This is a genomic window from Streptomyces sp. NPDC050610, from assembly GCF_040654875.1.
In the GTDB taxonomy this organism is placed as follows: domain Bacteria; phylum Actinomycetota; class Actinomycetes; order Streptomycetales; family Streptomycetaceae; genus Streptomyces.
This window is the reverse complement of sequence record NZ_JBFAIV010000005.1, coordinates 240,193-260,691: the sequence shown is the minus strand read 5'-3', so window position 1 is coordinate 260,691 and position 20,499 is coordinate 240,193. Positions and strand designations below refer to the sequence as shown.

The 20,499-nt window shown below is 69.6% G+C and carries 15 protein-coding genes and 1 pseudogene; 9 read left to right on the top strand and 7 right to left on the bottom strand.

All coding sequences use genetic code 11. The features are described from left to right. Positions 1-258 precede the first annotated feature (258 nt). The gene (locus tag AB0I22_RS08990) at positions 259-1,896 is read right to left on the bottom strand and encodes an AMP-binding protein (protein ID WP_363130001.1); all 1,638 of its coding nucleotides are present in this window, start codon (positions 1,894-1,896) and stop codon (positions 259-261) included. Beyond that, positions 1,893-3,596: an AMP-binding protein gene (locus tag AB0I22_RS08985; protein ID WP_363130000.1), complete on the bottom strand. Its 1,704-nt coding sequence runs from the start codon at positions 3,594-3,596 to the stop codon at positions 1,893-1,895. Before AB0I22_RS08985 ends, AB0I22_RS08990 begins: the two co-directional genes overlap by 4 nt. A 156-nt stretch (positions 3,597-3,752) precedes the next feature. Here AB0I22_RS08985 and AB0I22_RS08980 point away from each other — a divergent pair, with 156 nt between their 5' ends. After that, positions 3,753-4,538: a LuxR C-terminal-related transcriptional regulator gene (locus AB0I22_RS08980; protein ID WP_363130104.1), complete on the top strand. Its 786-nt coding sequence runs from the start codon at positions 3,753-3,755 to the stop codon at positions 4,536-4,538. Positions 4,539-4,734: 196 nt separating this feature from the next. Here the strand turns inward: AB0I22_RS08980 and AB0I22_RS08975 are convergent, their stop codons facing one another. Both AB0I22_RS08975 and AB0I22_RS08970 read right to left on the bottom strand, forming a co-directional pair. Beyond that, positions 4,735-5,097, bottom strand: coding sequence for an RNHCP domain-containing protein (locus tag AB0I22_RS08975; protein WP_363130103.1), 363 nt, complete (start codon positions 5,095-5,097; stop codon positions 4,735-4,737). A gap of 445 nt (positions 5,098-5,542) precedes the next feature. Continuing rightward, entirely contained in the window at positions 5,543-6,139 is a 597-nt protein-coding gene (locus AB0I22_RS08970; RefSeq protein WP_363129999.1) for a TetR family transcriptional regulator, read from the bottom strand. Between the two features lie 296 nt (positions 6,140-6,435). Here AB0I22_RS08970 and AB0I22_RS08965 point away from each other — a divergent pair, with 296 nt between their 5' ends. From AB0I22_RS08965 to AB0I22_RS08950, 4 genes are all read left to right on the top strand, one after another. After that, complete coding sequence (locus AB0I22_RS08965; protein ID WP_363129998.1) at positions 6,436-6,909, top strand: SAV_915 family protein; 474 nt, start codon at positions 6,436-6,438, stop codon at positions 6,907-6,909. A gap of 297 nt (positions 6,910-7,206) precedes the next feature. After that, positions 7,207-8,577 carry a diaminopimelate decarboxylase gene (gene lysA / locus AB0I22_RS08960; protein WP_363129997.1) on the top strand — a complete coding sequence of 457 codons (1,371 nt, stop codon included), beginning with the start codon at positions 7,207-7,209 and terminating at the stop codon, positions 8,575-8,577. Positions 8,578-8,817: 240 nt separating this feature from the next. After that, complete coding sequence (locus tag AB0I22_RS08955; protein WP_363129995.1) at positions 8,818-9,975, top strand: magnesium and cobalt transport protein CorA; 1,158 nt, start codon at positions 8,818-8,820, stop codon at positions 9,973-9,975. Positions 9,976-10,325: 350 nt separating this feature from the next. Next, positions 10,326-10,706: a hypothetical protein gene (locus tag AB0I22_RS08950; RefSeq protein WP_363129993.1), complete on the top strand. Its 381-nt coding sequence runs from the start codon at positions 10,326-10,328 to the stop codon at positions 10,704-10,706. Positions 10,707-10,778: 72 nt separating this feature from the next. On the opposite strand, the pseudogene AB0I22_RS08945 reads toward AB0I22_RS08950, so the two are convergent. Continuing rightward, positions 10,779-10,982, bottom strand: a pseudogene (locus tag AB0I22_RS08945) (site-specific integrase); the annotation flags it as partial. Between the two features lie 183 nt (positions 10,983-11,165). On the opposite strand from AB0I22_RS08945, the gene AB0I22_RS08940 reads away from it, so the two are divergent. Then, on the top strand, positions 11,166-11,690 hold the full coding sequence (locus AB0I22_RS08940; protein ID WP_363129992.1) for an NUDIX domain-containing protein: 525 nt from the start codon (positions 11,166-11,168) through the stop codon (positions 11,688-11,690). 37 nt (positions 11,691-11,727) lie between these two features. Here the strand turns inward: AB0I22_RS08940 and AB0I22_RS08935 are convergent, their stop codons facing one another. Together AB0I22_RS08935 and AB0I22_RS08930 are read right to left on the bottom strand one after the other, a co-directional pair. Next, entirely contained in the window at positions 11,728-12,189 is a 462-nt protein-coding gene (locus tag AB0I22_RS08935) for a hypothetical protein (RefSeq protein ID WP_363129991.1), read from the bottom strand. 90 nt (positions 12,190-12,279) lie between these two features. Further along, on the bottom strand, positions 12,280-12,696 hold the full coding sequence (locus tag AB0I22_RS08930; protein ID WP_363129990.1) for a hypothetical protein: 417 nt from the start codon (positions 12,694-12,696) through the stop codon (positions 12,280-12,282). A gap of 809 nt (positions 12,697-13,505) precedes the next feature. Here AB0I22_RS08930 and AB0I22_RS08925 point away from each other — a divergent pair. The 3 genes from AB0I22_RS08925 to AB0I22_RS08915 all read left to right on the top strand — a co-directional run bounded on the left by AB0I22_RS08925 (position 13,506) and on the right by AB0I22_RS08915 (position 20,347). Further along, entirely contained in the window at positions 13,506-18,080 is a 4,575-nt protein-coding gene (locus AB0I22_RS08925; protein WP_363129989.1) for an AAA domain-containing protein, read from the top strand. Beyond that, on the top strand, positions 18,077-18,922 hold the full coding sequence (locus AB0I22_RS08920) for a hypothetical protein (protein WP_363129988.1): 846 nt from the start codon (positions 18,077-18,079) through the stop codon (positions 18,920-18,922). Before AB0I22_RS08925 ends, AB0I22_RS08920 begins: the two co-directional genes overlap by 4 nt. Before the next feature lie 81 nt (positions 18,923-19,003). Next, complete coding sequence (locus AB0I22_RS08915; protein ID WP_363129987.1) at positions 19,004-20,347, top strand: hypothetical protein; 1,344 nt, start codon at positions 19,004-19,006, stop codon at positions 20,345-20,347. Positions 20,348-20,499: the final 152 nt, after the last annotated feature.

The window sequence follows — 20,499 nt, the reverse complement described above, 5'->3', positions numbered from 1 at the left end:
CCAGCTCGGCCTCGGGGACGGCGATCAAGGGCGTGGTGCTGGTCGCTGAGGGTCTCCAAGGCGTCGTACGCGCCTGAACAGCTGGGCGGACGCCTGGACTTCGGAGCCATTCCGCGTGCCGCACGCTCTCGGGACGGCGGCGGGCCGGTCGTACAGCCGCGAGCCCGGTCCGTACAACTGCCGCACCTGCCCGGGCCGGCGACCGCGCGAGGCGCGGGGCGCGGGTGACGGCCGGACCGCCCGCTGTTCGCGCGGCGGCTACGTGCCGGAGGGCCGCGCCGCCGCCTCCTCGCGCAGTTCGATCTTGCGGACCTTGCCGCTGACCGTCATCGGGAAGGCGTCGAGGATGCGCAGATAGCGCGGGACCTTGTAGTGCGCGAGCCGGCCGCGGCAGTAGCGGGCGAGTTCCTCGCGGCTGAGCGTCCCGGCCCGGTCACGGAGTATGACGCAGGCCATGATCTCCTCGCCGTACTTCTCGTCGGGGACGCCGATGACCTGGACGTCCGAGATCTTGGGGTGGGAGTAGAGGAACTCCTCGATCTCTCGCGGGTAGACGTTCTCGCCGCCCCGGATGATCATGTCCTTGATGCGGCCCACGATGACGACATAGCCGTCCTCGCGCATGACCGCGAGGTCCCCGGTGTGCATCCAGTGGCTGCCGTCGACGACCTCGGCGGTGCGCTCGGGCTCGTCCCAGTAGCCGAGCATCACCGAGTAGCCGCGGGTGCACAGCTCACCGGCCTCGCCGCGCTCCAGGGTGGTGCCGGTCGCCGGGTCGACGACCTTCACCTCGATGTGCGGCAGCACCCGGCCGACGGTGCCGGTGCGGCGCTCCAGATCGTCCTCGCGCCGGGTCTGGGTGGAGACCGGGGAGGTCTCGGTCATGCCGTAGCAGATGGAGACCTCGGCCATGTTCATCTCGTGGACCACGCGCTTCATGACCTCGGCGGGGCACGGCGAGCCGGCCATGATGCCGGTGCGCAGCGTCGAGAGGTCGTACGTCGCGAAGTCGGGCAGGTCCAGTTCGGCGATGAACATGGTGGGGACGCCGTAGAGCGAGGTGCAGCGCTCGCGTTCGACGGCGTGCAGGGTGGCGACGGCGTCGAAGGACGGCGCGGGGATGACCACGCAGGCGCCGTGGCTGGTCGCGCCGAGGTTGCCCATCACCATGCCGAAGCAGTGGTAGAAGGGCACGGGCAGGCAGATCCGGTCCCGCTCGGTGTAGCCGACGGTCTCCCCCACGAAGTAGCCGTTGTTGAGGATGTTGTGGTGGGAGAGAGTGGCGCCCTTGGGGAAGCCGGTGGTGCCCGAGGTGTACTGGATGTTGACGGGGTCGTCGCAGGAGAGCTGCGCCTCGCGCTCGGCGAGCCGGGCGGGCGGCACCCCGGCGCCCGCGCGTACCAGGCCCTGCCAGGTCGGGTCGCCGATGTAGACGACGTCGCGCAGCGCGGGGCAGCGGGAGCGGACCTGCTCGATCATCCGCCGGTAGTCGCTGCTCTTGTGCTCGACGGAGGCGACCAGCACCTCGATGCCGGACTGCCCGAGGACGAACTCCAGCTCGTGCACGCGGTAGGCCGGGTTGACGTTGACCATGATCGCGCCGAGCCGCGCGGTGGCGTACTGGACCAGCACCCATTCGGGGCAGTTGACCGCCCAGATGCCGACCCGGTCGCCTTTGGCGACGCCCTTGGCCAGCAGTCCGAGGGCGACTTCCTCGACGGCCCGGCCGAACTCGGCGTACGTCCAGCGGCGGCCGCTCGGGACGTCGACGAGCGCGTCCCGGTCGCCGAACCGCTCGACGGCGCGGGCCAGGTTCGCGCCGATCGTGTCGCCGAGCAGCGGGACCTCTCCGACGCCGCTCGCGTACGACAGGGAACTGCTGTGCGGTGCGCTCATCGGTGGTCTTCCTCTCGGAACTCCGCACCGCCGCCCTGCGCCGTGCGCTCGCGCAGCTCGATGCGGCGGATCTTCCCGGAGACGGTCTTGGGCAGTTCCGCGAATTCCAGGCGCCGGATGCGCTTGTACGGCGCGAGGGCCGCCCGTGAGTGGGCGAAGAGGGCCGTGGCCGTCTCGGTGTCGGGCTCCCAGCCCGCCGCGAGGACGATGTACGCCTTGGGCACGGCGAGCCGCAGCGGGTCGGGGGCGGGGACGACGGCCGCCTCGGCGACGGCCTCGTGCTCCAGCAGCGCGCTCTCCAGCTCGAAGGGCGAGATCTTGTAGTCGGACGCCTTGAAGACGTCGTCGGCGCGCCCGATGTAGGTGATGTAGCCGTCGGGGTCGCGCGCGCCGATGTCGCCGGTGCGGTAGTAGCCGCCCGCCATCGCCTCGGCGGTGCGCTCCGGGTCGCCCTCGTACCCGGTCATCAGCCCGACCGGCCGGGCGGAGAGGTCGAGGCTGATCTCGCCCTCGTCGCCGGGCTTGCCGGTCACCGGGTCGAGGAGGACGACGCTGAAGCCGGGGCTCGGGCGGCCCATGGAGCCGGACTTGACGGCCTGGCCGGGGCAGTTGGCGATCTGTACGGACGTCTCGGTCTGCCCGAACCCGTCGCGGATGGCCACGCCCCAGGCCCGCCGCACGGAGTCGATGACCTCGGGGTTGAGCGGCTCACCTGCGGCGACGGCCTCGCGGGGCGGGGTGCGCAGCGCGCCGAGGTCCGCCTGGATGAGCATCCGCCACACGGTGGGCGGCGCGCAGAAGCTGGTGATGCCGCAGCGGTCCATCTCGGCCATGAGGCGGGCGGCGTCGAAGCGGGTGTAGTTGTGGACGAAGACGGTGGCCTCGGCGTTCCACGGCGCGAAGAGGTTCGACCAGGCGTGTTTGGCCCAGCCGGGCGAGGAGATGTTGAGGTGGATGTCGCCGGGCCGCAGCCCGATCCAGTACATCGTCGACAGATGGCCGATGGGGTAGGAGACGTGGGTGTGCTCGACCAGCTTCGGCTGGGCCGTGGTCCCGGAGGTGAAGTACAGCATGAGGGGGTCGCTCGCGAGGGTGGGCCCGTCGGGCTGGTACGCGCCGGGGCACTGGTAGGCGTCCTCGTAGACGAGCCATCCGTCGTCCGTGCCGACTGCGCTGTCCGTGCCTTGCGGTCCCCCGCCGACGACGATCCGCGTGTAGTCGCCCGGCACGTCCGTGAACTTGTCGCGGTCCTCGGCCCGTACGAGCACGTGGGCGGCGCGGCCGCGCTCGATGCGGTCGGCGAGGTCCGCGGGGCCGAGCAGCGGGGTGGCGGGGATGACGACGGCGCGCAGCTTCATCGCGGCGAGCGCGGTCTCCCACAGCTCGGCCTGGTTGCCGAGCATGACGACGATGCGGTCCCCGGCCCGTACGCCCTGGGCGCGCAGCCAGTTCGCGACCCGTCCGGAGCGGTCGCGCAGCGCGTCGAAGGAGAGCCGGGTCTCGCCGCCGTCCTCCTCCACGATCCACAGGGCGGTCCGCTCGTTGCCCGCGGCGATCCGGTCGAACCAGTCGAGCGCCCAGTTGAATTCCTGGGGGCGGGGCCAGGAGAATCCCGCGCAGGCGGCCGTGTAGTCCTCCCGGTGCCCGAGCAGGAAGTCCCGTGCCGCGCGGAACTCTTCGGTCACGTCGGTTGCCGTCACATGTCCTCCTCATTGCAGAACCCGCTCGTTAGCATCGTGCGACGAGTGATCTGAGTCTCACCACCCCCGGACGGGGGTGGCCGTAATTCGCGAATTCGGGAGTTGGCCGTGGCGCAACCGGACGGGGCGACAGAAGTACGTGCGGCGCTGCTGCGGATGCGCCGGAACAGCGGGCTGCCGGTCGCCTTCGGCGGGCTGTTCGCCGGGCCCCGGCAGTTCCGGATCTCGGAGCTGGCCGGCACGGAGTCGGGGGCGCTGGGCGGGCTCGCGATCCGGCCCGGGGCGGGGCTCGGCGGCAAGGCGGCCACGCTGAGCCGGCCGCTGTCGGTGACGGACTATCACGCCTCGCGCGTGATCAGCCACGAGTACGACACGGCGGTGGCGGCGGAGGGGCTGCGCTCGATGCTGGCGGTGCCCGTGGTCGTACGGGGCCGGGTGCGCGGCGTCCTGTACGGGGCGCTGCGCCAGCCGTTCACGCTGGGCGATCGCCCGCTGTCGGCGGCGGTCGAGGCGGCGCGCGAGCTGGAGCAGGCGCTCGCCGTGCGGGACGAGACGCGGCGGCTGCTGTCCATGGCCCGGCAGCCCGCGGCCGATCCGGCGGTGTGGGAGGAGGTGCGCGAGGCGCACGGCGATCTGCGGGCGCTCGCGCACCGGGTCGTCGATCCCGGCCTGCGGCAGGAGCTGCTGGCGGCGTGCGGCAGGCTGGCGGCGGCCTCGGGCGCCGCCCCGGACCGGGGGCAGCCCGCGGTCGAGCTGTCGCCGCGCGAGGTGGACGTGCTGGCCCGGGTGGCCGCGGGCGCGACGAACGCGAGCGCGGCGGAGCTGCTGGGGCTGCGGCCGGAGACGGTCAAGAGCTATCTGCGGTCGTCGATGCGGAAGCTGGGCGCGCACACCCGGCTGGAGGCGGTGGTCGCGGCGCGCCGGGCGGGGCTGCTGCCGTGACCTGACGCCCCGCCTTGCCCGGCGGGGCGATGCTGCGCGGTGGCTCACGGTGAGGTGCCGCCCTGGGGTGTCCGTCGTCGGCGCGCCACGATGGAGTGAAGACCCGGCACTGTGACGACTCGTTCGAGTGAAATTGCCCGATGGGGTGACCCGACCCCCGTGACGGGTCACCCCATCGGTTCTCACACGTGGTACGTCACAGCCCGGCCAGCCGTTCAAAGGGGAACGGCGGCTGGGCCAGTGGGCGGACCGCGAGCCGCGTGAGCGGCAGCGCGTTGTCGTCGCCCGCCGTCCGGTTGGCGTGCAGCACGCCGCAGCCGGTGCAGCGGTGGACGATCACCCACTCGCCGTCCTTGCGGACGGATATGGCGAGCGGCTCCATCCGCGCACCGCAGTCGGCCGCCCGGTCGCCTGGGGTGTCGTCGAGGTGACGGCTCCACAGGCAGTTGGGGCAGTGATTGCGGTGACTGGTGCCGGCGGCGCTCATCGGTACGTCGAGGCCGCAGTTGAGGCAGCGGAAGGAATCGGCACGCGCCTGCTTGGCGGTGGCGCGGATGATGCGGGTGGTATGGCTGGTACGGCTGGTGCGGAGTTCCTGCTGGTCGCTGGATTCGCCGTATCCACCGTTGCCGCGGCGTCGGCCGCCGTCACGGCGGTCGTCGCCGTCGCGGTATGCGCGGCGGTCGCGACGTTTGTGTCGGTCACGGTTTTCATGCTGGTCGCGGTGGTCGCGGGACATGGTGATGAGGACTCCTGGCTACTGCGAGCTGACGGGACCGTACGATCACCGCTCGCGCCCGAGGAGTACGTGCCGTGGTCAGCCCTGCCGTACAGGCAGCGCCGCCGATGCGGACCGTCCTCGATGACGAGAGCGATTCCGCGGGGCCCCGGGCATACAACACCACCTCTTCAGCACTGCTCCGGCCGTGTGCCGGAGTCCCGTGTCGCCCTTGATGAAAGCCGGTGCGTTCGCCTCGGGGCAACCGGTTTTCCGCGGCGTGCGGCTACCCGCCGTCCCGGCCGAAGAGCCCGGAGACGGCGGGCGTGTACAGGTCGGCCACCTCGTCCGCGGTGAGGTCGGCGACGGCGGGGACGCGCAGGAGGTAGCGGGTGAGGGCGAGGCCGAGGAGCTGGGAGCAGAGCAGCCCGATACGGCGCTCGTCGGCGAAGGCGCCGAGCGCCGGCGCGACCTGTTCGGTCAGGAGCCCGCGTACGCGCTCGGCGGCCCGTTCGTTGGTGACCGCGCAGCGCAGCAGGAGCAGCAGCGCGTCGTCCGTGGGCTCGCCCTCCCAGCGGGCCAGGAAGTGGCGCACGAGCCGGCCCGGGATGTCGGCGCGGGGCACGTCCCGCAGGTCCGGCAGGCGCAGATCGATGGCGAGGGCCGCGTCGAAGAGCCGGTCCTTGCTGCCGTAGTAGCGCATGACCATGGCGGGGTCGATTCCGGCGTCGGCGGCCACGGCGCGGATGGTGGTGCGCTCGTACCCGTGCTCGGCGAAGCGGTAGCGGGCGGCGGCGAGGATGGCGGCGCGCGTGCCGTCCGACCGCCGTACGGCGCGGTCCTCGCGCCCGCCGCGGCCGTCGTTCCCGGTCTGTGTCGTCACGCCGCCGACTGTAGGCCAACGCCCGTTGGCAGGTCACTCCGGCGGGCGGCGGAACCGTCGGCCGTGCCCCGCCGCGCCCCGCGGGCCGGTCCCCCTCCGCGCCCCTCCGCGCCCCGCGGGCCGATCCCCCGCCGCCCTCGTCGGTCGGCCGCCGCGGCCCTTCGAACGACGTCGACGTCAACAGCACGTCAAATCACCGTGACGGGGAATCAACAGCATGTCAGGGCCCGGTACCGGGCCGCCCCGGGCGGCCTAGCGTGTGGAGTGCACTGTTCCGACGCCTTGCAAGGACCGTCATGCATATCAGCCGCACCCCCGCCGAGACCTTCACCGCCGAGCCGCGCTCCGCCGGCGCACCCTGCGCCGCCGAGGACGGCGACCCCTCCGATAGTCACGAGGCAGGGCCGCTGTACGTACCCGTACGCGCCTGCCCCGCCGGCTGCGCCCTGCGCGTCTTCCGCACCCCGCTCGGCACCCGGACCGCCGTCGCCTTCACCTCCAGGCGGCGGCTCTCGCACGTCCTGGGCCCGCAGCAGCCCTTCATCCGGCTCGCCCGGCCCGCCGTGCTGGCGCTGGCCGAACCGCTGGGCATCGCACGGCTCTCGGTGGACCCGCTGCTCACCGCCCGCGCGCCGAAGGCGCGGCAGGGCGAGCCCGGCCCGAAGCAGCACGCGCCCCGGCGGCTCTCCTGGGACCCGGACGCCGTCGGCGCGCCGCGCGTGACCGGTGCGGCGGCGGCCGTGGCCGCGCTCCAGGCCTTCCTCGCCTGAGCCGGGCCCGCCCCGCCCGCCCTCACCGTTTCCGTGGCTCCCGGTCTCCCGCGCGTTCCAGACTGTCCGCGCGCCCCCGGCCGTCCGCGTGCTCCGGACCGTCCACGTGCTCCCAGCCCGTCGTGTGCTCCGGGCCGCCCGTGCGTGCCCGGCCGCGCACGCACTACGCACCGCCCGCGCGTTCCCGTCCCCGGCTGTCCGTACACCGTGGTCCCGCCGCACGCCCCGATCCATCCGCTCGACGGCCCACCGCCCCCGCGGCGGCCCTCCCGCTCCGTCCCTGAAGGAGGCACTCCCATGTCTCTGTCACTCGCGCCCGTGCCCGTGTCCCCGCCGCCGTCCCAGCCGTCCCCGCCGCCCGCCGACGACGGCGCCGCGGCCTCCCCGTGGCCCGCCTCGACGCGGGCCCTGCCGTCGGGCGACCTGTCGGTCGGCGGCGTCGCGCTCGCCCGGCTCGCCGACCGCTTCGGCACCCCCGCCTACATCGTCGACGAACAGGAGGTACGCGACCGGGCCCGCGCCTGGCGCGCGGCGCTGCCGCACGCCGAGGTCGCCTACGCGGGCAAGGCGTTCCTCTCCCGGGCCATGGTCCGCTGGGTCGAGGAGGAGGGGCTGTCCCTCGACGTCTGCTCCGCGGGCGAGCTGGAACTGGCCGCCCACGCGGGGTTCCCGGCCGAGCGGCTCGTCCTGCACGGCAACGCCAAGAGCCCCGCCGACCTGCGCACCGCCCTGCGGCTGGGCGTCGGCCGGATCGTCATCGACTCCACCGGGGAGATCGCCCGGCTCGCCGCCCTGGTGCCCGCGGGCAGTCGGCAGCGGGTGCTGGTCCGCGTCGTGCCCGGCGTCGAGGCGGGCGCGCACGCGGCCGTACGGACCGGGGTGGAGGGCCAGAAGTTCGGGGTTCCGGTGGCGGGCGGCGAGGCGGCGGACGCCGTCGCGCGCATCCTGGGCCAGCCCCGGCTGAACCTGGTCGGCCTGCACTGCCACCTCGGCTCGCAGATCGCCGGCCTGGACCCGTACGTCACGGCCGTACGGCGGCTGGTGCCGCTGCTCGCCGAGATCCGCGACCGGCACGGCGTGGCCCTGCCCGAGCTGGACCTCGGCGGCGGCTTCGCCATCGCCTACCGCGCGGGCGAACCGACGCTGGAGCCGCGGGCGTACGCGGACCGGGTCGGCGGCGAACTCGCCCTGAACTGCGCCCGGTTCGGCCTTCCCGTGCCCCGGCTGGCGATCGAGCCCGGCCGGTGGATCGCCGGCCCGGCGGGCGTCGCGCTGTACCACGTGCTGTCCGTCAAGCACACCGGCGACCGCACGTTCGTCGCCGTCGACGGCGGCATGAGCGACAACCCGCGCCCCGCGCTGTACGGGGTGCGCTACACCGTCCGGCTGGTGGGCCGCGCCTCCGACGCGGCTCCCCGCTCCGTGACGGTCGTCGGCCGGCACTGCGAGGCGGGCGACATCCTCGCCGACGACGTCGAGCTGCCCTCGGACATCCGCCCCGGCGACCTCCTCGCCGTCCCGGCCGCCGGCGCATATCACGTCTCCATGGCCTCCGGATACAACCTCGTGGGCCGGCCGCCGGTGGCCGCCGTCCGCGACGGCCACGCCCGGCTGCTCGTACGCCGTGAGACGCTGGCGGACCTGCGGAGCCGCGACGTCGGCGAATGACACGGGACTGCGGCCGGGACGAGTGCGCCCCGGCCCCCGGCCGCAGTCCGCAGTCCGCAGTCCGCAGTCCGCAGTCCGCCCAGCCTTCACGGTCCCCGCCTTCACGGTCGCGCGATTCGGCCCGTATATCCTGCTCTGTGCTCCAGCGGTCCGAAGTGGTCCGGTCACAGCGCGGGCCGGGCGGCAGCGTCCGCCCGGTGTACCCGCCCGTCCAGCGACTGCGACCGTGAAGGAATCCCGATGCCCGATCGCCGGAAACCGCCCCGGAGGACCGGGGCCTCCATCAAGAAGCACGGCTGGCTGCGGCCGCCCGGAGCGCCCGGCGAGCCGGCCCCGCCGGCGGCCGGGGAGCCCGAAGCGGCGGAACCGGCCGGCCGGGGCAGCATCGTGCGGGCCGCGGTCTACCGGGACGGCCACCGCGTCGCCACTCCGGCCACGCTCGCCGAGACCTACCGGCAGCTGCACGCGGAGCCGTCCGGCATGGCGTGGATCGGGCTGCACCGCCCCAGCGAGGCCGAACTGGTCTCCCTGGCCGAGGAGTTCGACCTGCACCAGCTGGCGGTGGAGGACGCGCTCGAAGCGCACCAGCGCCCCAAGCTGGAGCGGTACGGCGAGACGCTCTTCGTCGTGCTGCGCGCCGCCCGCTACCTCGACGCCCCGGAGGAGGTGGACTTCGGCGAGCTGCACGTCTTCGTCGGCCCGGACTTCGTCATCACCGTCCGGCACGGCGCGGCCCCCGACCTGTCAACTGTGCGCAGCCGCATGGAGGCCACCCCCGAGCTGATGGCACTGGGCCCGGAGGCGGTCCTCTACGCGATCCTCGACACGGTCGTCGACGGCTACGCCCCGGTCGTGGAGGGGGTGCAGAACGACCTCGACGAGATCGAGACCGAGGTGTTCGGCGGCGACCCCGCCGTGTCGCGGCGCATCTACGAACTCTCCCGCGAAATGGTGGAGTTCCAGCGCGCCACCCGCCCCTTGGTGGGGATGCTGCGGGGGCTGATGGCGGGGTTCACGAAATACGGCACCGACGAGGAGTTGCAGCGCTATCTCCGCGACGTCGCCGACCACGTCACCCACACCAGCGAGCGCGTCGACGGCTTCCGGTCGGCTCTCGCCGACATCCTCGCCGTCAACGCGACGCTGGTCACCCAGCAGCAGAACGCCGAGATGCGGGCGCTCGCCGAGGCCGGTTTCGAGCAGAACGAAGAGATCAAAAAGATCTCCAGCTGGGCGGCCATCCTCTTCGCCCCGACCCTCGTCGGCACGATCTACGGCATGAACTTCGATCACATGCCGGAGCTGCACTGGCTGTTCGGCTACCCGTTCGCGATCGGCCTGATGGCGCTGGTCTGTGTGAGCCTGTACTTCATCTTCAAGCGGCGCGACTGGCTGTAGCGAGGAGCCGAGAAGCTAATCTACTTCGCTTATGCGAATGACTCAGAGGGCTCCGTCGAGCCCTCTGAGGGAATGGACGGAGCTGGGGAGCGGCGCGCCGTCCGCATCGTCAGCCACTCCGCAAGCCTCTCCCAACCAACTTCCGTCGGCTTCCTACGTAGGCCGTTACGGTGAGTGTTGACTGAACGGCCACATGGAACCGCGTACACCGGGAGGATCGGTTGGAACCGAGGAGCGCCGCGGAGGTAGGGAAGGACTTCCCCTACGCCGCACGTACGACGTGCTATATAGAGGTCCACGAAGACGGAAGAGTGACGCACGGGGACGATCGCGCCGCGTACGAGCGGGCCGTGGCCGGCAAGTCCCGCCTGTTCGCGGTCTGGCCCGGCGAGTGGTCGAGTCACTTGTTCGTGATCGATGACCTGGACGAGTACGCGAAAGCCCACGGCATCAAGCACGATGAGGAGCGCACCGGTCTCAAGGAGCATGTCCACGACGTGCGATGGGAGCCGAACCCCTACGCGTCGGACAGCCCTCGAAGCCCCTACATCAGCGTCAGCGTCACGCTGGACTGCGGCTGCGAAATCCACGATCTGCGCGCCTTCGCCGACCAGATGAAGGAACAGCGCGGGTGGAACGTAGCCACGAGCGGCGGCTGGGGCAGCAGCGGCCGGCCTGGAGAAAGCCGGACGTACTCCCTGCGCGTTCGCCGCAAGAGCCTTACGCAATGACCCCAACTGGCCGCCAGAGTCCGCACAACAGAATGGGTGGCACAGCAGACGCTGTGCCACCCATTCTCTGCCTCACGCCCGAGCCAGGTCGTCCGATATGTACTCGGGAACCACACCGAGCAGTGCGTCGACGGCCGCCCGCCCCTTCCCACCGGCCTCCGGCATGAAATGCGCGTAGTGGTCGAGGGTGATGGTCGGGCTGGAGTGGCCGAGCCATCGGGCCAGGGTGACGACAGACTCGCCCGCTTCGAGGATGATCGAGGCGAAGGAGTGCCTTGTGTCCGCAGAGGCCGTGTGCGGATGACCTCGTGTCGCGATTGAGCAGGCCAGGTGTCGAGGCCGCATTCGCGACGCAGATCGTCGGTCGTGTTGCTTTCCACGGGGTTTCCTGTGATGCGGATCACTTGCTACTGCTGTTCGTGGTGCCGTGTTGTCAGTGGGTGCTGAGATCGTGCCTCCGTGAGCGAACTGGTTGAGCATGTCGATGAGCATGACCGCGTGTTGGGGATAGTCGAGCGAGACGAGGCGGTGCGCGAGCACTGGCCGCATCGCATTGCAACAACGATCTGCCGTGACTGCGAGGGGCGGATCTTGATGCTGCGGCGGGCCGAGACGATGTCCCGGTTCCCGGGCCACTACGACGTGATGGTCGGCGGCGCAGTGGACGTGGGCGAGTCGTATGAGGAGGCGGCGGTCCGCGAGCTGGCTGAAGAGCTCAGCGTTCGCGTGCCGGTGCGCTTCCTGTTCAAGTTCTTCTGCAGGGAAGGGATCAGCCCCATATGGTTCGGGGTGCATGAGGCCCTCTTGTCGACGGAGTCCCTGGCCCCGGACCCGGGTGAGATCGGCTGGCTGGACTGGCTGACGTTGCACGAACTGCGCGACGTACTTGATCAATGGTGCTTCGTTCCGGGAGGGCGGGAAGCTCTGCGCCGATATCTGGATTCCGGGTCCGACGGCGGTGCGGGCGAAGTGGCAGCTGGGTGATCGGCGATGCGGGTGGTCTCGGTTCAGGGCGGGTATTTCAGCTGCATGACCCGATCACTGTGGTTCGTGGTGCTGGAAGGCGCCTGACCTGGGTGGTTTCGGCGGAAGGTTCGCGGAGCCGGACGATCTCTTCGTGTTGTGCGGCGAGCCGGGCCAGGGCCTGAGTGCGGAAGTCGGTGAGGTCGTCGATCGTCTGTTCCGACTGGGTCAGCCGGTCTTTGAGCTTGGTGATCTCCGCCTTGAGTCGGACGATTTGAGCTTCGCGGGGGTCGGGGATCTTTCCGGCCTGGTGCAGGGCCTGGAGGCGCCGCTCGAACTCGACGCGGAGGTGAGAGTAGGGGCGGGTGCCGTAGAACGCGGTGCGGTCGACTGCAGCCTCGTTGGCGAGGGTCTTGATGTCGCACTTTCCGCCGGGCGGGATCTCGCCTCGGAGGAGCCGATCCATGGCGGCCCGGATGCGGTTCTCGTTCTCGGTGCGCTGGGCTGCGGAGACTCTCATGCGGATTCCTCGTCCATGGTGCTGGCGGCGTCGATCTCGGCGACGCGGAGGGCTCGGTCGTAGTCGGACTGGAGTCGGGTGCATTCCGCCTTACGGGTGGTGCCGAGTTGGCCGATGAAGATCTTTGTTCTGTCGGCGCTCGGCCCAGACGGGGCGGTGACCGGGGTGGTGGGTGGCCTGCGGGCAGCGGGCGGAGTCACACATCCCAATCAGCGGACGGTCGGGGGTGGGGGTGCCCGCGAGTTTGAGGCAGAGCGCCCGGGAGGGGTCAGTGAACCAGCAGTAGTTCGCGGGCCCGAGGTGAAGGACCTTGGCGCGTTTGGTCAGCAGGTTGAGGACGTCGCGGTCACTGCGCTGGGTCTTGGGCGCTGGTGCGGTTGTCAGGTCGAGCTTTTCGTCGATGCTGGAGAAGAACTCGGTGAGGCTCCGGGCGCCGGGGCTGGCCGGGAGGATGCCCTGCTGGTAGTTCCGGAACTCGGGGCAACTCCCCAACCCGGGCCAGAGCAAGTCGGAACGGAGCCCCTGCCGCGTCGGCCGATCCGTCGACGAGGGTTACCAGCTTCCACACGGGCCGCTCGTCCTCAACCGCCGGCGACAGGAACCAGACAGCGGCACCGCGCGAACGCATTTCGAGCGGTGCTCGGGTTCGAGCCGTCGGTCGTCGAGAACGCCGTAGGCGAAGCCCATCGGTCGCCGACGGCTACCGCCCCGATCGCTTTGACGTCACCGGCACCCTGGTTTGACTCACCGGCACGACGGTCATCATGTACGCACCTCGCGGAAACTGACTTGCCGCTCGCCCCAGTAGGACAGCCGGCCAAACTTGCTTCCGCGTCACGAACGGCACCTCAAGGTTGTACGCGACGACCTTGGCGCGGGCTTCGCCCCCGTCACCACCGATGCCACGGACGAAGGCCGGACGTGAGCACACGTACCAACCCGGCCTGATCGCCCCTAACACTGGGGCATCTGCAGACGCCCCCGGGTCCCGCCATTCACTTTGCGCCACAAATCATCTGCAGACAGCGACCTCTACTGGTTGACCGATCAGGCCACCAGGGCGTGCTGACACTGACGCCATCGGCGAACGAGGCCCTCCAGTGAGTCTCCCCTCATCGGCCCCAACCTGCGTAGAGGCCCGTGCGGCAGGTCCGCTAGGCACAGTCGCCACACGGACCGGCCCAAGGCGACCTGCCTTCCCGACAGTGTGCGTGGGGATCGGAGCCGCGAGTAAATTCGGTCATCCTCATAGAAGCCCATTGCTGCGTAATTGAACGGCCCTCATTCTGGAACGTTCGTCAGCAGCCGGGAGGAGAATGGTGAACGTTCCGCGACGCCACGCGAGTGATCCTGACGTGATCGGGCAAACGGCAGGGTTGGTCAACTTCCTGCGTGACGTGGTCCACAGCAGCCATCAGCGTCAGCGTGACGACCGTGGTCGTGAACGCTTGTGGCTGGCCCGGCTCCCGGAGTCGGTCCGCAGGCCGACACCACGTGACGACGGTCTACTGCTGTCGCTCGACCACGTTCCGCAGTCTGCACCGCCTGATCTGCCCCAATCGCTCGACGGCTGGGTGGAACCGGCACGTTGCCTGGACCCGGGCAGCGGTGATCCACCCCTCGCAGACGAGGGCCCAGGGCGCGAACTCATACGCGCCGCGGACGCAAGGGAACGCTGGGAGGAGGAAGGCACCCTTCGGCGTGAAGAAGCCGGCGACGTGCTCCGGGAGTACAGCACGTGGTTGGAGCGATGGCGAAGGTGGGCAGAGCGCGAGCGCGCGGAACGACCGTTGCGCGAGCTCTACGACGGCATCTACGCGTGGCACCAGCGGCTGGCCCAGGAGGACGACCAGACTGAACTCGTCTTCGCCATCGGCCTGCTGGCTTGGCGCGACCCGAACGAAGACGTGTTGCACCGGCACCTGTTCACCCATCGTGCGGAAACCTCGGTGGACCGCCGCACGGCGAAGCTGACGGTGCGGCTGTCGTCAGAAGGCGCCCTGCGGCTAGAGGACCAGGACTTCCTGGACAGCGACGACGGATGGGTGCGTGAGCGCGGAGCAGCTCTCTCGGAGGAGGTCACCGCTCGGGCTATGCATCCGCTGGGCCCCGAGGCCCTCGACCAGCTGGCTCAGTGGCAGGAGCGGGCAACCACGCGCCCGATGGGATTCAGCGCCGAGTGGGAACCGCCGCGCGCACCGGAACCAGGAGCCCGGCTCACGTACGCGCCTGCCCTCGTGATGCGCCCGCGCAACCTCAACGCACTACTGCGGCTCTACGACCAGATCGCTGAGACCGTGGCGACGGAGGGCCATGCGCCACTCGGTCTGGCTCAGATGGTGCTGCCGCTCAAGTCCGAGGAACGCGCCACCTGGAACGGAGCCGAGACAACACCGCTGTTCGGGGACGATCCACTCTTCCCTGGCAAGACAAACGCTCAGCAGCGCAGCGTGCTCGGGCGCCTGGAGCACGACACCGGCGTAGTCGTCCAGGGTCCTCCCGGCACGGGTAAGACCCACACAATCGCCAACCTGGTCTCCGCGCTGCTCGCGCAAGGACAGAGAGTTCTCGTCACCAGTGCCCGCGACCAGGCACTGACCGTGCTGCGCGAGAAACTCCCACCCGCCGTACGGGATTTGTGCGTGCTACTGCTCAGCTCTACCCGCCACGACGGCGCGGGCGAACTGGAGCGCACGATCAACTCTCTAACCGATCAGGTGGCCACCAGCGACCCCGACGAATTGCGCGCCGGCATCCGACGCCTCACCGGTGAACGAGACGAGATACGGGGAAGGATCGACACGCTCACGGAACAGGTGATCTCGCTCCGGGAAGCCGAGTACCGGCATCGAAACGTGGCACCGGGCTACGGGGGAACGCTCGCCGAGATCGTGGAACGCGTGCACACCGGTGCCGAGAAGTACCGATGGATCGCCCCTCTCGCAGACACTGCCGAGGACGAACCACCCTTGACCGCCGAGCAGGCCCAGGAGCTCCTCCTGCTGCTGCGCGACGGGGCGGGCGAGCCTCGCGCGGGCGGTGCGCTTCCCTCACCTGATGCGTTGCCCTCGCCCGAGCACGTCGCGGACGCCTTCGTGGACAGTCGCCTCATCGACGACGGACTGGCCACGGAGACGATCGGGATGCGCGACATACTCGCCGGTCTCGATTCCTCCGTAACCACCGAGTTGACCTCGCTGCTCGAAGCCTGCGTGACGGCCCTACATCACTTGGGTGTGCCCACGGATTCCGCGCACTGGGATCCGGACTCGTGGATCACCCGAGCACTCACGGACCGTCTGTCCCGCTCCAATCTCGCGCTGTGGCAGCGCGTGGTCGCCGCAACGGACGAGATCCGTGAAGTCGCCCAAGCCGTGAACGCGTTGGGCCTGCGCCTGGTGTCCGTGCCCGAGGACCTGACCCCGCAGAAGGCCAGGCAGATGGCGACCGTAGGAACCGTGCTCCGTGACCATCTGGCCGCCGGCAAGTCGTTGCGCCCCCGATTTGCGGCCAAGGCACAGAAGAACGCCCAGGAGCTGCTGGACTCCTGCACCGTCGACGGCCGTGCGCCGCAGACGGCCGAGGACCTAGACGCCGTGCTGGTGCACCTCCGGGCCCATGCCACGCTCGCCGGTGCGGCCACCCGCTGGCAGCAGGTGAGCGCCGTGGTCGCCCTCGGGGACGTGGAGGTACGGCTGGCCGAATTGACCGCACGGGCAGACCGCCTCGAACACATCCAGGCTTTCGGCTCGGCACGGGAGCGCATCGACGAGCTCCTGGTACATCACGGGGTACGCCTGACGATCACCTCCCGCCGGTCATGGGGAGACTTCACCGCTGCCGTGGCCGCTCTAGCAGGCCGGCGTGCTGCCGACGAGGCCATCCGGCAGTTGGCCTCTTGGGACGAGTTCCTGCGTACGCCCGTGAGTGGGACACACCCGTCCGCGGAGGCCATGGCTTTGGCGCAGGCGCTTCGGTCTCAGGATACGGATGCCTATACGGAGGCGTTGGGGGCGCTGGCCTCCGCGCACCGCCGAGAGCACCACACACGTCGGTGCGCCGAATTGATGGGCGCCCTCCACACCGCGCACCCGCTGCTCGCGGGTCGCCTCATGGACAACCGTGACGCTCCTGCCTGGGAAGAACGATTGGCGGCGCTGAAACAAGCCTGGTCGTGGGCGAAGGCTTCACAGTTCGTACGCAGGCAGCGCACGCCCGGACTGGAGCGCAAGCTCGAAGGTGACCTGGGCGAGCACGAGGCCAGGCTGGAGAATGTGACGGGCGAACTTGCCGCGGCCTGGGGCCGGTTGCACTGTCTTGAGCGGATGACGCAGGAACAGCGCTCGGCGCTGCAGGCATATCGGACGCACATGGCGTCCTACGGCAAGGGCAAGGGGCGGCACGCAGGCCGCTTCCGAGCTGCGGCACGCGACGCGATGTCCATAGCCCAAGGCGCGGTACCCGCGTGGGTCATGCCGATTCCGCAGGTCGCCGAGATGATCCAGGCCAGAAGGGACGCCTTCGACGTCGTCATCGTCGACGAGGCCAGTCAGGCCGGCATGGACGCGCTGTTCCTCATGTGGCTGGCTCCCCGCGTGATCGTCGTCGGCGACGACAAGCAGTGCGCGCCCGCCATCACTGGCAAGGGCCGTCTCCAGGCCATCCAGGACAAGCTGGCCGCCCACCTGCCGGACATGCCTTCCCGGCTGCGGGAGCTCTACACGCCGCACACCAACCTCTACCAGCTCCTGTCCACATTCTTCCCGAAGGTGATCCGTCTCGAAGAGCACTTCCGCTGCGTGCCCGAGATCATCAACTGGTCCTCCAGCACCTTCTACGACAACAAGCTGCTGCCCCTGCGCCAGTACGGCAGCGAACGGCTCGATCCGCTGCGCACCCACTACGTCGAAGACGCCGTGGCGAAGGGCCGTGAGAGCCGTATCCACAACCCCATGGAAGCCGAGGCAGTCGTCGACTGCTTGGCCCGTCTGGTCGAGGACCCCGTCTATCAGGACAAGACCATGGGCGTGATCGTGCTCCAGGGCTTCGGTCAGACCAGGCTCCTGGAGTCCCTCATCGAGCAGCGTCTGCCGGCCACGGTGCGCGAGCGCCACAGGATCCGCGTCGGCAATGCGGCCTCTTTCCAGGGCGACGAACGCCACATCATCCTCCTGTCCATGGTCGTGACGAACCCGCCGCGTGTCCAGGGCGGGGCCAAGAGTGACCAGCAGGCGTACAACGTCGCCGCCAGCCGGGCCCAAGACCAGATGTGGCTCTTCTACTCGGTCCCGCCTGACCGCCTCAAACCGCACGACCTTCGGCTCAACCTCCTGACGTACATGGAGAACCCGCCCGCCGCGCTGGAGGCCGCCGACGACATCGGCCCGGTCCTGCCCGACGTCCGAAGGACCCCCTTCGACTCGCTGTTCGAACAGCAGGTGTACGTGCGGATCAAGGAGCGGGGCTACCACGTGGTCCCCCAGTTCCCAGCAGGGAGCAAGCGCATCGACCTGGTGGTCGTCGGAGCTCGCGGCCGCCTCGCTGTCGAGTGCGACGGCGACCCCTTCCACCGCGCCACGCGGGAGCAGATCGAGAGCGACCAACGACGCGACCGCGAACTGCAGCGTGTGGGCTGGCAGTTCTGGCGTATCCGGGACAGCGATTTCCGCTTCGACCCCGACACCGCGCTCAACGGTCTCTGGGAAGAGCTCGACCGCCAGGAGATCCGGCCCGCGAGTTACACCCGCCCGGCGACAGCCACCCCACCGCCGTGCCCCACGACCGAGTGGAAACCGCTCGACCTCTCCTCGGACGAGGCCCTTACCGAAGAGGGCACCGACAACGAACAACCCGACGAAGACACCGAAGACACCACGGAGGACGCCGCGTGACGCAGGAAACGACCGTTCTGGGCCGACTTGACGGCAACACCCTGAAGGAACTGGCTCGCGTCATCTGCGGCGATGAGCACCTCTACTACCGCCGAGGCTTCGAGATCGCCGAATTCCTGGAGAGCGCTGGGTGGCTCGACGTGCCCGAGTACGAGGGCGAGTACCGCAGTGAATGGGCGCTCCAGCAGCTCATCGCTCGTCGGGAGACCCCCACCGATTTGGAGAAGGTGCTCATCAGGCTCGCCGACGCGCGCGAGTACCTTGAGGAACCCGACCTGCTTGCAACGGTGATCAACGCGGTCAACACCTTCCTCGTGCACGAAGGTTTCCGCCTGGAGAACCCGGGCGGCAGGCCCAGGGTCGTCGTTTGCGACCCAGCCTTGGCGCACCCGGGCCAGCAGGCGCCAGTCGAGCTCAAGGCCACCATGGCCGACATCATCCGCGAGCCACGGATAGCGGCACTGCTTCAGCGACGCCTGGATGAAGCGCGCACCTGCTATGCCAACGGCGCTCACGTCGCAGCCATCATCATGCTGGGCAGTCTCCTTGAAGGCGTCCTGCTCACCGTGATCGAGGAACGGGACGCCTCTCTGCTACGCGGCAAGAACCCCGATTTCATCGGCCTCAAGGCCCTCATCGACATCTGTCACGAGGCAGGCTGGATCGACGTCGACGTCGAACGCTTCAGCCAGGCCCTTCGTGAGTACCGCAACTTCGTCCACCCGCGGGCCGAGTTCCGTGAGGCGCACACTCCCGACCGCGACACGCTCACCGTGTCCTGGTACGTCGTGAACAGCGCCCTCAACGATCTCGCCGCCACTCAACCCGAAGCCAGCGCGTAGGCCGGACGCGGACGAAAGCTGCCGCGCGGCTGCTGGACCACGGCACTCAGACCAGGCACAACGGATCATGAGGGGAGCAAGTTGAAGATCACGGCGGAGGTACTGAGAGACCTTGCGGAGCCGTCGAACGTCGCGGTCCACTCAAACCCAGAGCTGGCCGGAGATGTGAGCGCTGCTATATCGGACGACGACAATCAGAGGAAGGAGAAGGAGCTCGACCAGCTTCGACGAAAGCCGCAACTGCGGCCCCTGCCCTCGAAGGACCTGAACCGACTCGTGCAGCTCACCCCCTGGGATGTACTGCACACCTTCGGCCGGGCGATCACCTTGGCCCGGCGCGGAGCGGGACGCGGACTCGCCGAGCACTGGGGCTGCCTGAAATACAGCCAAGCTCTCAACGGAAACTCAGATTCCTTCATGGCCCTTTCAGCCGAGGGCCGAGAGACCGCGGACTACTACAAGGCCCTTCAGTCGGGAGAACTCGGCGTCGGTTTCGCGGTGGCGCTCGCCACTCGACTCCTGAACAAGCGCTACCCGGATCACTTCGTCTCGATCGTGCCAGCCGACACAGCGCTGCGCGCAGGGTGGGCCCTGACCAGCAGGGATTCCGGCCCGAAGTCGGGTTACCGGTACCGTCCTCAGTTCTTCGCCGAGGTATGGAGGCCCGGTGAGCCCTCGCGTGTCTTCCCGATCGCATGCAAGGGCAACCACAGCGGACTCTCCACATCGCATACTCAGCTCGCCTCGGCTTCCGCCCACGCCGAGGCGGTGCACATCGGAGCATGGGATGAGACACCGTGTCTGGTGTTCAGCACGGAGCTCCCTCTCGACGGCCCGCTTACGGTGCACGCGCTGGAGGCCAAGGGAGATGGAGGCTGGCTGGACGCCCCGGCCCGCGTCCTTGACCACACATTGGAGGACGAGAACGTCTACCCCGGCATCCAGCCGCCCACAGAGGGCGACAAGCCCGTGGAGCCCGAGCCCGGCTATCACGTGAAGCCTGACGTCTACGCGTGGTTCCAGCACGCCCTCGCCCGCACCGCCGCAGCCGGTCTCACCGCCTTCGCCGGGGACGGAAGGGCGACCGCCCCGTACCTCACGAAACGGCAAGGACAACGACACTTCACAGGCTTGACGCACGCAGCCACCGACAGTGTCCAGGACGCACGACACCGGTTCCTCGGCATCGACTTCGTCGGCACGGACCACGTGTTCCGGCTGAACCGGAAGCGCGTCGAGACGTTCTCCGGAGTCGCGGAGGATCTTTTCCGCCACCTTGCGGAGGGACGGGTGGAACAGTATCGCCGCGAAATCTACTCACGCCGGTCCACCTGGCCGCGTGATACCTGGGCCTCACGGTGGAACGGTCCCATCTCCGTGCATCCTGACGGTTCCGTGCTCGCCATGCGCCTACTGCGCCATTAGCCCACGAGCATGCAGGTGCGGGCGCGCCGCTCGGCCTTGCACAGGCTACGGTCGTGCGTCTGATCCAGATTGTGGAGCAGGCTCACGACCGCCGGCGCGACACTCACAGCGCTCCACGTCTCGTGGGATGCCCGTGATACGCAGTACCCGGT

What these genes read in the sequence shown, in the direction of transcription:
- AB0I22_RS08990 (WP_363130001.1), bottom strand. Translation starts at nt 1,896, where the DNA reads ATGAGCGCACCGCACAGCAGTTCCCTGTCGTACGCGAGCGGCGTCGGA.
- AB0I22_RS08980 (WP_363130104.1), top strand. Translation starts at nt 3,753, where the DNA reads ATGCGCCGGAACAGCGGGCTGCCGGTCGCCTTCGGCGGGCTGTTCGCC.
- AB0I22_RS08965 (WP_363129998.1), top strand. Translation starts at nt 6,436, where the DNA reads ATGCATATCAGCCGCACCCCCGCCGAGACCTTCACCGCCGAGCCGCGC.
- lysA (WP_363129997.1), top strand. Translation starts at nt 7,207, where the DNA reads ATGTCTCTGTCACTCGCGCCCGTGCCCGTGTCCCCGCCGCCGTCCCAG.
- AB0I22_RS08955 (WP_363129995.1), top strand. Translation starts at nt 8,818, where the DNA reads ATGCCCGATCGCCGGAAACCGCCCCGGAGGACCGGGGCCTCCATCAAG.
- AB0I22_RS08935 (WP_363129991.1), bottom strand. Translation starts at nt 12,189, where the DNA reads ATGAGAGTCTCCGCAGCCCAGCGCACCGAGAACGAGAACCGCATCCGG.
- AB0I22_RS08925 (WP_363129989.1), top strand. Translation starts at nt 13,506, where the DNA reads ATGGTGAACGTTCCGCGACGCCACGCGAGTGATCCTGACGTGATCGGG.